A 12,039-nucleotide genomic window follows, 5' to 3' on the forward strand; every position below is an offset into this window, starting at 1 on the left:
TCTTGCTACCTGGTGCTACCTGGTCAGCGGCCTTCAGCGGACGGTGCCGAATCGGTCGTCGAGTTCAGTGCGGTGAAGATGCGGGCGACAGCGGCCAAGTCGCCGGCGTCGAGTTCGTTGAACCCGCGTGGCGCCTCGGTGAGGATGCGGCGGGCAGCCTCGGCGGTCTGCCGCCCGAGGTCGGTGAGGTGGACGACCTTGCGGCGCTTGTCGTCGGGGTGACTCTCTCGCCGTACCAGGCCACGACGCTCCAGACGGTCGATCGCGACGGTGGCTGCGGAGGGGTCGACGGCAGCGGCCCCCGCGATCTCGCGCATCGTCATCGGCGCCCGCGTGAGGTTGATCAGCTGCTCGGCATTACCCGGGCCGAGGTCCAGTTCCCGGCGCAGCGCGCGGCGGCGGTCCTGGCCGGTGATGAACGTATGCAGGGCGGCCCACGCCTGTGCGGCCGGGGCGCTGTTCGGCTCGGGATTCAGGGCGTCCTCCATGGGTGCGAGGAGGCCATGGCGGACCTCCGAAAAGATTGTTACATGTCAACTACTTTCTTGTCAGGTTCCATGTCGGGCTGCCACCTGAGCGACCCACTTGGCACGGGGCAGCACTGCCGTGTCGAAGCGGGACGGTGTCACTGGGTTCGGCCCAGCCGTGTCGAGGCCTCGGGAAGGTCTGGCGCAGCGCGATCGGTCGCGCAGGTCGAGCCTTGAGAACTGTCCTGGCGCGCCACCACCGGCCCGCATCCCGCACCCACCACACAGACTGAAGGCCCCTGACCAGCACCATCGGTCAGGGGCCTTCAGTCCTGTACGTTGCCTGCCGGTGACCGCGATTCCCGGTGAGATCCGGCCTATCGGGCACCACTGCGGCGCGGCCGCGCACAGGTGTTGAGTTCAGCCGGCACTCCGATCTGCCTGCGTGCTTCTGCGAATCGGAGTGCCAGGGCTGAGGCGGAAGGCCGGCGGGGTCTGGGCGCGGCATCCCTTCCTCTCCACCGAGTGGGGGCGGAGTGGCGGTGTCGTAGGAATGAGCTCGTTCCCAGCTGATTTCTACAGCAAGAGAGCGATTTCAGCGCAGGCCCAACTGTCCATTAAACGCGGCGCTTTGCGGATTGCGTTCCCGCAATCACACGCCCCTCTCGCTGCTGCACTCGCCGCTCTCCCCTGCTCCCGCCCCGTCGACTCACGCCTCTGTGGAGCGAGCATGGCTCACGACACCTAGGTGAAGAAGACCGCTGCACGAACGACTGCCGATTTTTCGGACGGCATGAAGGCTGAGAGGTCCTCGGCTTCTGCTGGTACGCGCCGGACTGGGCCCGCACGCTGCTGGCCGCCCGGAAGCTCAGCCGCTTCGTCGCGCCTCGCCCTCCAGGAGGGCGCGAAAGGAACGTGGCGGCCGGCCGGTCAGGCGCCGGACCGTGTCTGTGAGCCGGTCCTCCGCTCCGCCGGCGATGGCGCGGTCCATGCCTGCCAGCAGTTCGGCGAACTCGACCGGCATCTGTTCCGCGTGACGATCACGCAACTGCTCGTAGGACAGTCGGCGGTGGCTCACGCCGCGGCCGGCGACCTCTGTGATGATCGCGGCGATGTCGTCGTAGCTGAGCGCCTGCGGTCCCGTGAGGACGAGATCGGCATTGGGAGCTTGCTCATCTGTCAGCGCATGGACGGCGACCGCCGCGATGTCCTCGGCGTCGATGAAGCCGACCCGGCCGCTTTCGGTGGCCGACCAGATGGCGCCGTTCTCTCGGACACTCAGGGCCTGCGGATGAGCGCCGGTGAAGTTCTGCATGAACCACGAGGGCCGCAGAACGGCCCACTGGTCGAACAGACGGGGCAGCGCCTGGTGCACCCTTCCCACCGCCGGGCCACCCGCGGGGACGGCTGAAGAACTGAGCAGCACGGCACGGTGCACGCCGGCGGTGCGGGCCTGCTGGAGGAACGGCAGCATGGTCGCCGCGGGGTCCAGGTCGCCGACGGGTGGAACGAGGTAGACGCTGTCGACCCCGCTGAGGGCGGCTGCGTGGGTGGCGGAGTCGTACCAGTCGAAGGTGACCGGCTCCGCTCCGGTGACCGGAGCGGCACGGCGACTGGCGGCTTTGACCCTGTGCCCCGCGCTCACCAGTTGTGTGACGGTCCGGCTGCCGGTGGTTCCGGTCGCACCGATGACCAGGATGGTGTCGGTGGTGGTCATCAGTTACTCCTGGTGAAGTCGGCGCCGGATCCCGGGAGGCCGGACGGATTCCAGTAGTCGCGGTAGGAGGTGATGCGCCCGTCCCGAACGGTCACGACCGCGATGTAGGTCATGTCGTAAGGAGCGCCCGTCTCCACCAGGCGGCCGACGGCACGCATCTCGACGACGATCGTCCCCGGATCGCTGGTCTCATGAATTCGCAGTTCCGGGATGTCCTGGAGATCGATGTGATCGGGGTAGGGCTGCATGTAGGCCGCCACGGCCTCCTTGCCCTCCAGCCGCGTCGGCCAGCCCTCGGGGGCGAAGGGGAACTCCATGATGCCGTTCTCGGCCCACAGGTCGACCCACGCGGGAATGTTCTTGTCGAGCAGCAGTCGCAGGCTGTGGCGGTACAGATCCGCCGGAGCAGTCGGTGCGGGCACGGGTATCCTCCCACTCATAGAATACGGACTGTCGGTCCGCTTTGAAATATACGGACCGACGGTCCGCTTTGCAAAAGAGGGAGAGGCACCGTGCCCGAACACAGGACCCGCAAGGACGCCGCCCGCAACCGGGAGTCCCTGCTCGCGGCGGCCGACGCCCTTTTCGCCCGCCATGAGAGCCCCGAGGACGTCACCATGGCCCACGTCGCAGCAGCGGCCGGCGTCGGCAAGGGCACACTCTTCCGGGCCTTCGGTGACCGCGACGGGCTGCTCCGCGCGCTGTACGAGGCCCGGCTCGAACCCGTCAGGGAAGCCATTGAGACGGGCCCACCCCCCTTGGGCCCCTCAACGCCGCCGAAGGATCGCGTGCTCGCCCTGCTGGACGCCGTCCTCTGCTTCAAACTGGACAACCGGCGCCTCGCGCTGGCCCTTGAGGCAAGCGGAAACAGCAGCCCGTACCAGGCACCGCACTACGAGCGATGGCACAGCATGCTCCGAGCGGTACTGGATCAGATCCCCGGCCTGCCCGACACCGACTTCACCGCCCACGCCCTGCTGGCAGCCACCCGAGCCGACCTTGTCGAGCACCTCGCCGAAGCAGAGCGCGTGCCAAGGGAGGAGATGCGGAATCAGCTCGCGAACTTCGCCTCCAGGCTCCTGGCCACCGGCAAGGCTCGCTAGAGGACTCATCTCACGTGCCGTCCTCACAGCCGCGATAGCGACCTCTTGGCCCCAACAGGAGCCGTCACCTCGCTGCAGACGTCTCGTTCGGACGCGTCAAGCGGTGGCGGAGGCTTCCGTGTTGCCCCCGGCCCTTCCACGAGAGGAACGAGTCGACCGCAGCTGGTCATAGAGGGCCGCGAGAGCGGTGAACGTGACGGGGAGGATCACGGCCGCAGTGACCAGGATGCCGACGACGACGGGGCGAGGATGCCGGCGTAGTACGCGGCGAAGAAGTTGCCCGTGGCCTGTTCGAGGAGGGATCGCACGAGGGGCCGCAGCGGCAGGGCGAGCTGTACCACCAGCCGCAGCAGTCCGGCGGTCAGCGCGGCCAGCACCAGCCCGAGGGCAAGAACGCGGCCCGCTCCGGCGCGCGACCACGTCAACGACCAGGACCGAAGCAGAGCCGCGCGGGGACCGAGCCCGTCAGCCGCGGCGGCCGGGGCGAGGTTGAGGGCGAGGCGCAGCAGCACAGCGACGCATACGGCGATTGCGGGGGCGGCCGAGACGAGTGCGTAGGGCCAGGATCCGCGTTCCAGTGGCAACGGGGTGTCGAGTTGGTCGCCGGTGAGACGGTACGCAACTTCCTGGGCGACCAGCGGCAGGGGCCATACGATCAGGCTGCGCAGCGCGTACCCGGCGAATACGGATCGCAGCCGCGCGGCGCCGCCTTGCGAGGGCTCGCCGGACTCCGCCGCCACCGCCCGCGAGCACACGGTCTGCAGGGCCGCACTGCCGATACCGAAGACAAGCAGGAAGAGCGGGAGCGTCCAGAGGGCGACCAGTGTCAGGTCTGTGTGGTCGTGCAGGTAGGGGTCCTCAAGCTGGTGGTAGTAAGTACGTTGGTTCCGCATGTGGGTGAAGAGGGGCCAGGCGAGCGCGAATATCGCGGCCGTCAACAGCAGCCCGGCCAGTCCGGACAGGCCGACGATGCGTACCGTGGCGCTTGCCAGTGCGCCCCGGTGCCGCCGCAGAACGGCGAACGTCGTGGCGGCGAAGCCACGTTGCGGGCTTCCGCTCGTCGGTGGCGCCGTGCGGTCGTGCTGTGTGGGCATGGAGACGAGCCTTCTTTACGTTCCGGTTCCGTTCGTTCCTGCTCAGGACGCCGGGCGGACGGGGCACGGTTCTGCGGACGTGTGAGCGCGAGCGACGGAATCAGGTGCGGCGCGCGGCGACCGCGGTGTGGGCCTTCGTGGGAGCCGTTCTCGTCGTGTAGGCGGTGGGTTGGTCCATGCGGCTGAATCTCACCTGAGGCGCGATCCGGATGTTTTCGAGTTCGGCAGTCTTCGGATGTCGAGAACGTGCCACCGGCTCCGTCCCAGGGACATCAGCGGCCACCACCGGCCGCGCGAGGAAGAAGGAGAAGCCAGCATGGCGATTCAGCGGATGGACAACGTCGGCATCGTCGTCGAGGACATGGAGGCCGCCATCGCGTTCTTCGTGGAACTCGGTATGGAGCTGGAGGGCAGGGCCGAGGTCGAGGGCCTCGTCGCCGACCAGTGCACCGGGCTCGACGGCGTCCACTGTGACATCGCGATGGTCCGGACCCCGGACGGTCACAGCCGGCTCGAGCTGGCGAAGTACCGCAGCCCCGCGGCGATCAGCACCGGGCCGCGCAACCGGCCGCACAACATTCTCGGCACGCACCGCGTCATGTTCGCCGTCGACGACCTCGAGGACACCGTTGCCCGGCTGCGCCCTCACGGCGCCGAACTCGTCGGCGAGATCGCCCGGTTCGAGGACAGCTATCTGCTCTGCTACCTCCGCGGCCCGGAGGGCATCATCGTCGGACTGGCCGAGCAGCTCCACTGAGGAGCCGTACAGCCTCACTGCCGGCCGTCCCGACCACCGCGTCCACCACCACACCCCGTGCCGGCTGTGCGGCCAGTGCGCCGACGGCCGGCCAGGGCAGGGACGTGCGGCCTCGCCCCTTGGGGCCTGGCGCCACGAAGCGGGCAGGAAACGGACACCTGATTGACTGAATCGGATCACCTGGTGATCGCCTAAGACGTAGGTTCCCGTGGCATCCTGTTGGCTTGCGTGAATCAAGTGTCTGCTGCGGTCGATGATGTGCGACGAACGGTCAAAGAGTCAGGTGGAGATGCGGCCCGAGGAACGACAACCGGACCTGCCGCACGACCCGTCTGCCCTTCCGCATCAGGACGGCTCGGTCGAGGACCCGTTGTCCGACATACCCGATGCGGTGCGAACCGCCGCGCTGCAAGCGCCCGGACATTGGATCGGTGCCGTCGACCCCGCTTGGCCGGGCGATCGGACTCCCCCTGACTGGGCGGTCGTCGGCGAGTGGCGTTCCGAGGACGGGGACGTACGGGAGTACCGCGCGAATCCTCATTACCGCCCCTCCCCCGCCGTCCTCGGCTGGCCCGAACCCACGGATCCCGTGGACGCCGCCGCCCAACTCGCGGCCACCGGCTATGGAACGGACGACGATGCTCTGGCCGCGCTGGCGCAGGCCGACGTCACGGTCCTGCGCGGTATCGACGGTGAGCCACTCGTCGCCGCAGGGGCCGACGGACATCCCGTGGTGATGGTCTTCTCCGCTCCGGCTCACCAGCTCATGGCGTCGACGCTGAGCCACGACACCCTGCCGGTCAGCGAGTTGGCAGACAGCCTTCGTGGCTCCGAGGCTTTCCTTGCCGTCAATGCGGGCGCCGCGGCTCCCCTCCTCGTCCCGGTGGAGAGCCTGCGCGCCGCTTACCCGTCCCGTCCGGGATCGGAGCAGGCGTCCGCCCCCGAGCACGTTCCGACCCGCACCACATCGTCACCGACATCTGTTCCGCATTCCGACAGTCCCCGCCCCACCCCTTGGCCCCACACCACAGGGAGGACCCAGTGACGCGCTCGGCCCAGTCTCCGGCGCAGCCGCCCACAGCGACGCGCGAGGAGAGCGAGACCACGCAGGCATCAACTCAGGTGCCTGAGGCTCAGGTTGAGAAGCCTCTTACGGAGGGCGAAGCCGCAGCCTCGGCTCCCGCCGCGGGCGAAACCGCCGACTCCTCCGGCGAAACCGCACCCCTCAAAAAGCCGTCCGAGGACGACGACGGCGACCCGCAAGCCGAGCACTCCCCCGGCACGGACTCCGCGAGCGAAAAAGCCGAGGCGACGGAGGGCTCCGCCGAGTCCGATCCGGGCGCCGCGGCCGCTGCGAAGAGCCGGCTGCCCGCGCTCGTACGGACGATGACCGCCACCGCGATCGGCGAGAAGGAACCGGCGTCCAAGCCCGTCGGCCGTCCGGGCAAGGCCGCCCTGGCGGGCGCCGCTGTGGTCGGAGCGCTGTTGGTGTCCGTGCCCTTCATGCTCCTCGGAGGCGGCGACGACGAGCATCCGTCGAAGTCGGCCAATGCCGCGGGAACCGTTCTCGGCGGCGACGATCCGGACCAGCCCGGGGACTTTGCGGCCGCCGCTCCCGAGGCGAGCAAGGAGGAGAGCAACCCCCCCGAGAAGAAGGTCGAGAAGAAGACCCCTCCCAGTAACGGCGGTTCGGGCGAGAAGGCCGCGCAAGACGCCAAGGGCGACGAGAAGCCGAGTGGCAAGTCCTCCGGGGACGGCGAGAAGAAGAAGTCCTCGAGCGCCGACAAGAAGAAGGCCGCTGCACCGCCCGCTGTCACGTTGGGCAATCCGGTGTTGATCCGGGGGCACGCGTCGGGACGCTGCCTCGAGGTTCCGGCGGCCCGGTTCCAGGACGGGATGCCACTGCAGATCTGGGACTGCAACGGTTCGAGCGCCCAGCGGTGGCAGACCGCGTCGGACGGCACGCTGCGCATCGGCGGGAAGTGCCTCGATGTGGCGAACGCCGACTTCAACGACGGCACACCGATCCAACTGGCCAACTGCACCGACAACATCGCGCAGAAGTTCGTCGTCAACGAGCGCAACGACCTGGTCAACACCGTCGTCGGCAAGTGCGTCGACGTGAAGGACAACAACACCGGTAACCGCGCCACGCTGCAGCTGTGGACGTGCACCGGCGCCGACAACCAGAAGTGGAGCTACGCCTGACCGTCGCACGGCGGTGCACGCGCGAGCGGTCTCACTCGAACAGCAGGACGACGGGCTGGCATCATTGATCACTGTGCTCCCGGAAGACAGGTGTCATCGCGCAAGGTGCCACCCAGGCAAGGAGGTTCGTGCGTGTCGCGCCAGGTACTGACGGTCGGCTCCGACGGGCAGGACCGGTACCGGACGATCGGTGAGGCGTTGGCGGCGGCGCGCAGCGGCGCCCTCGTCAGCGTCCGTCCGGGAACGTACGCCGAGAACCTGGTGATCCACACGAGGGTCACCATCGCGGCGGCCGAGGGGCGGGGCACGGTGGAGATCCGGCCGCGGTCGGGCAGTGTGCTGTCGCTGCGGGCCGATGCCGTGATGCTCACCGAGGTGTCGCTGCGCGGCGCGGACGCCGAGGAGCCCGCGGTGGACGTGCGGCGCGGGCAGGCCGCGCTCGACGGCTGCGACGTCAGCGGTTCCGCGTGGACGGCGCTGCTGGCCGGGGGCACCGGCTCGCTCGCGCTGCGGGACTGCCGGGTCAGCAACCCGCGCGGCGCCGGCATCGTGATCACGTCGACCACGCCGAGTTCCGTGGAGTCCTGCACGGTGGAGCACCTCGCCACCAGTGGTGTGGTGCTGGCCGAGCAGGGGGACGCGACCGTGCGCGGCTGCACGATCCGTGACGCCCGCGGCAACGGCCTGCTGGCGAACGGTGAAGCCCGCGGCACTGTAGAGGACTGCGACATCTCCTCCACGGACAAGCCGTCGGTGGCGCTGGAGGAACGCTGCACGACCACGGTCGTACGGACCGTGGTCCACGACACCAGTACGGGCGTGCACATCACCAGCGCGGGGCGCACCACGCTGGAGGACGTCCGGGTCACCGGGGCCTCGGCCACCGGCATCGTGCTCGCCGCGGGCACCGACCCGGTGCTGCGGCGCTGCCGCACCTCGCGGACCCGGGGCAGCGGGCTCCTGGTCACGGACCGGGCGCGCGGCTCGTTCGAGGACTGCTGGATCGACACGGCCCAAGGGCCCGCTCTCAAGGTGAACGGCGCGGCGTCCCCGGCGCTGACCGGCCTCACGGTGCGCGACTGCGAGGAGACGGGGCTGCTGCTGGAGGAGGACTCGGCGGCCGAGCTCGACCGGACCGAGGTCATCGGCGGCTCCCCCGCTCTGCTGCTGCGCAGCGGCGCCAATCCGCTCGTGCGCCGCGCCCGGCTCGTCGAGTCGGCCGGTGACGGCATCGCGGCGACGAAGGACGCACGCGGGCGCGTGGAGGACTGCGAGATCCTGCGGCCGCGCGGGGCAGGTGTGCGGGTCGCGGCCGGGAGCACCCTGTATGTCGCCGGGGGCGGTGTCTCCGGGAGCGAGGGCGACGCCGTTCTCGTCGAGGAGGGTGGCAGCGTCACTGTGCGGGACTTCCGGGTGGAGACGTCCGGGGGCGGCGGGGTCGTCGTGGCGAGCGGCGCGGAGCTGACCGCCAACCGCACGACGGTGCACGCCGCCACGGGCCACGGTTTCCTGCTGCGCGAGGGCAGCCAGGCCTCGCTCAGCGGCTGCGAGGTGAGCGGCGGCGAGCAGGACGGCTTCCGGGTGGAGTCGACCGCGCCGGTCTCACTGGTGAACTGCATCGCGCGGGAGAACGCGGGCGGCGGTCTCGTGCAGACGGCGCCCGGCGAGCGGCTGGCCGTGGAAGGGCTGAGCAGCAACGGCAACGGCAAGCGGGACGCCTGGGGCACCGGCAGCGCAGAGAACACCGATCCGGCTGGTTCCGGGGCCGCCGAGGCCTCACCGGCCACCCGTGACGGTGGTCCACTGGGCGCGCTCAACGACTTGATCGGCCTCGACAACGTCAAGGAGCAGGTCCGCACGCTGGTGAATCTCACCCAGCTCGCGCAGCGCCGTGAACAGCTCGGCATGTCGGCGCCGCCGATGAGCCGGCACCTCGTCTTCGCGGGCCCGCCCGGCACCGGCAAGACCACGGTGGCCCGGCTGTACGGGGCGATCCTCGCCGAGCTGGGTTCGCTGCGCAGCGGTCACCTCGTGGAGGTGTCTCGGGCCGATCTGGTGGCGCAGATCGTGGGCGGTACGGCGATCAAGACCACGGAGACGTTCAACCGGGCGCTGGGCGGGGTGCTGTTCGTCGACGAGGCGTACACGCTCACCGCCGACAGCGGGAACGGCGGCGCCGACTTCGGCCGCGAGGCGGTGGACACACTGCTGAAGCTGATGGAGGACCACCGCGACGACGTGGTGGTGGTCGCGGCCGGCTACTCCCGGGAGATGGATTCGTTCCTGGGCTCGAACCCCGGCCTGGCGTCGCGGTTCTCGCGGACCGTCGAGTTCGAGAACTACTCGGTGCCCGAACTCGTCGCGATCATGGACAGTATGTGCGGGCAGCACCAGTACGAGCTGGGCGAAGGCACGGCGGAGGCGCTGGCGGCGCACTTCGAGCGGATGCCACGTGATGCCACGTTCGGCAACGGACGTGCGGCGCGCGGTGTGTTCGAGGAGATGGTGGACCGGCAGGCGGTGCGGCTCGCGTCCCTGGAGCGGGTCGACGAGCAGGATCTGCGGACACTGCTGCCGCAGGACGTGTCGGCGACCGCCGCCGCGCCCGTCGCGGGGCAGCCGGCCGACGATCCGCTGACCAAGCTCGGCGACATGGTGGGCCTGGCCGAGGTGAAGCGGGATGTCACCGATCTCGTCAACCTGATCACCACCGCCCGGCACCGGGCCGCGGCGGGGCTGCCCGTTCCGTCGATCAGTCACCATCTGGTGTTCACGGGGCCGCCCGGCACCGGCAAGACGACGGTGGCCCGGCTGTACGGCGAGGTCCTGGTGCAGCTCGGCATCCTCAGCGGCGGGCAACTCGTCGAGGTGGCCCGCGCCGATCTCGTCGGCCGCTACATCGGCCACACGGCTCAGTTGACCCGGGATGTGTTCGAACGGGCCCGCGGCGGTGTGCTGTTCATCGACGAGGCGTACACGCTCACACCCGCGGGCGGCGGCGCCGACTTCGGCCAGGAGGCCGTGGACACGCTGCTGAAGCTGATGGAGGACCACCGCGACGACGTGGTGGTGATCGTCGCCGGATACACGGACGAGATGGAACGCTTCCTGGCCTCCAACCCCGGCCTGTCGTCCCGCTTCTCGCGCCGTGTCGCGTTCGCCGACTACTCCTCCGAGGAACTGGTCACGATCGTACGGACGCAGGCATCGGCCATGGGCTACGAGTGCGGGCCCGGCACCGGCCCGGTCCTCAAGGAACACTTCGACTCGCTGCCCCGCGACCGGACGTTCGGCAATGCGCGCCTCGCACGGCAGGTGGTGGAGTCGATGGTCACGCGGCAGGCCGGGCGGCTCAGTTCGCTGTCCTCCCCCACTCTCGATGATCTCCGCATCCTGGTGCCGGACGACGTGACGGCCGCGCGGAAGGCGGCGCAGCGATGACGGTGCGCGGCGGAGCTGCAGCGCGGCGGATGTCCGTGCTGGGGACGGCGCTGCTGCTGGCCATGGCCGTTCCGGGCGGCGCCGTCGTCGCGTCCCCCGCGCAGGCGCCGGCAGCGGCAGGCCGGCAGAAGCTGCCGGCCATGCCCTCGGCTCTGCCGTCGGATCCGCAGCAGTCGCCGTGCACACCCGCCTCCAAGACAGAGGCGCAGAAGCAGGACTGGTCGCGTCAGCGTCTCGATCTCGGGCGTGTGCACCAGCACGGTACGGGTGCCGGGGTGACCGTCGCGGTCGTCGACACCGGAGTGGTGACGGGTGCGGCCGGTCTCAAGGGGCGGGTGAAGGCCGAGGGCGAGGCGGGTCAGGACTGTGTCGGGCACGGCACGTTCGTCGCCGGGTTGGTGGCGGGCGCCGCGGGCGGCAAGCCCGATCTGGGTGGTGTGGCGCCGCAGGCCGACGTCCTCGCGCTGCGCGGTACGGACACCCGGGGGATGCCGAGCGCCGCGCGGGTCACTGCCGCGGTACGGGCCGCCGTCGCGGCGAAGGCGGACGTGATCACGGTCTCGGTGGCCCTGCCGCGCCGGGATGCCGCTCTCACCCGCGCCGTCCAGGACGCGCGGAAGGCGGGGATCGTGGTCGTGGCGGCGGCGACGCCGGACGCCCCGGCGGCCAGCGAGGACCCGGTGCCGAGCAAGGCGTACTGGCCGGCCTCCGAACCCGGGGTGCTGTCGGTCGCGGACATGCTGCCGAACGGCACACGGCCGGAGAATGCCCTGCGGACCCAAGGCATCGACCTCGCCGCGCCCGGCGCCGGTGTCGTGTCCGTCGGGCCGCGCGGCACGGGCCACTACCTGGGCGCCGGGCCCTCGTTGGGCGCCGCGTACACCGCGGGCGCGGCCGCTCTGGTGCGGGCCGCTCATCCCGATGCCTCCGCCGACGACGTCGTACGGCGTCTGGTGTCGACCGCCTACCCGGGTGATCTGCCGCAGCTCGATCCCTACGCCGCCGTCACGGCGGTCACCGACGACGCGCAGCGGTCCGACGCTCCGGGGCGCACCGAGGCGGTGGCGCTGCGGGACACCGGCGACGCGGACCGGGCCGGTGGCCGGGCGACGCTGCTGGCGCTGGCGGGCGGCGGGGGTGTGCTGGCCGTGCTGTGGGCGGCGTTCGTGCTGCCCCGGGCGCGGGCCCGCGGGTGGCGGCCGGCCGCGCGGGATGAGACGTAGCGGGATGAGACACATACGAGGGGCCCCGC

General features: G+C 70.4%; 10 protein-coding genes. 6 read left to right on the top strand and 4 right to left on the bottom strand.

Annotated elements, in window-relative coordinates; translation table 11 throughout:
• Positions 1-23 precede the first annotated feature (23 nt).
• From ACVHNB_RS20835 to ACVHNB_RS20845, 3 genes are all read right to left on the bottom strand, one after another.
• On the bottom strand, positions 24-488 hold the full coding sequence (locus ACVHNB_RS20835) for a MarR family winged helix-turn-helix transcriptional regulator (protein WP_456225530.1): 465 nt from the start codon (positions 486-488) through the stop codon (positions 24-26).
• An 847-nt stretch (positions 489-1,335) separates the two neighbouring features.
• Positions 1,336-2,184 (bottom strand): NmrA family NAD(P)-binding protein, encoded by an 849-nt coding sequence (locus tag ACVHNB_RS20840; RefSeq protein WP_456225531.1) that lies wholly within the window; start codon positions 2,182-2,184, stop codon positions 1,336-1,338.
• Complete coding sequence (locus tag ACVHNB_RS20845) at positions 2,184-2,606, bottom strand: nuclear transport factor 2 family protein (RefSeq protein WP_428957220.1); 423 nt, start codon at positions 2,604-2,606, stop codon at positions 2,184-2,186. The genes ACVHNB_RS20840 and ACVHNB_RS20845 overlap by 1 nt, the downstream gene beginning before the upstream one ends.
• 90 nt (positions 2,607-2,696) lie before the next feature.
• Here ACVHNB_RS20845 and ACVHNB_RS20850 point away from each other — a divergent pair, with 90 nt between their 5' ends.
• Complete coding sequence (locus ACVHNB_RS20850; RefSeq protein ID WP_456225532.1) at positions 2,697-3,287, top strand: TetR family transcriptional regulator; 591 nt, start codon at positions 2,697-2,699, stop codon at positions 3,285-3,287.
• A 206-nt stretch (positions 3,288-3,493) separates the two neighbouring features.
• On the opposite strand, the gene ACVHNB_RS20855 is transcribed toward ACVHNB_RS20850, so the two are convergent.
• Positions 3,494-4,381, bottom strand: coding sequence for a hypothetical protein (locus ACVHNB_RS20855; RefSeq protein WP_456225533.1), 888 nt, complete (start codon positions 4,379-4,381; stop codon positions 3,494-3,496).
• A 316-nt stretch (positions 4,382-4,697) separates the two neighbouring features.
• On the opposite strand from ACVHNB_RS20855, the gene ACVHNB_RS20860 reads away from it, so the two are divergent.
• From ACVHNB_RS20860 to ACVHNB_RS20880, 5 genes are all read left to right on the top strand, one after another.
• Complete coding sequence (locus tag ACVHNB_RS20860) at positions 4,698-5,138, top strand: VOC family protein (protein ID WP_456225534.1); 441 nt, start codon at positions 4,698-4,700, stop codon at positions 5,136-5,138.
• A gap of 253 nt (positions 5,139-5,391) precedes the next feature.
• Positions 5,392-6,183 carry a type VII secretion system-associated protein gene (locus ACVHNB_RS20865; protein WP_428957216.1) on the top strand — a complete coding sequence of 264 codons (792 nt, stop codon included), beginning with the start codon at positions 5,392-5,394 and terminating at the stop codon, positions 6,181-6,183.
• Positions 6,180-7,346, top strand: coding sequence for a ricin-type beta-trefoil lectin domain protein (locus tag ACVHNB_RS20870; RefSeq protein WP_456225535.1), 1,167 nt, complete (start codon positions 6,180-6,182; stop codon positions 7,344-7,346). Before ACVHNB_RS20865 ends, ACVHNB_RS20870 begins: the two co-directional genes overlap by 4 nt.
• A gap of 132 nt (positions 7,347-7,478) precedes the next feature.
• Positions 7,479-10,787, top strand: a complete 3,309-nt coding sequence (locus ACVHNB_RS20875; protein WP_456225536.1) for a right-handed parallel beta-helix repeat-containing protein — start codon at positions 7,479-7,481, stop codon at positions 10,785-10,787.
• Positions 10,788-10,816: 29 nt separating this feature from the next.
• Positions 10,817-12,010 (top strand): S8 family serine peptidase, encoded by a 1,194-nt coding sequence (locus ACVHNB_RS20880; RefSeq protein ID WP_456225537.1) that lies wholly within the window; start codon positions 10,817-10,819, stop codon positions 12,008-12,010.
• Positions 12,011-12,039 lie beyond the last annotated feature (29 nt).

It is taken from the genome of Streptomyces sp. YJ-C3 (assembly GCF_053891275.1).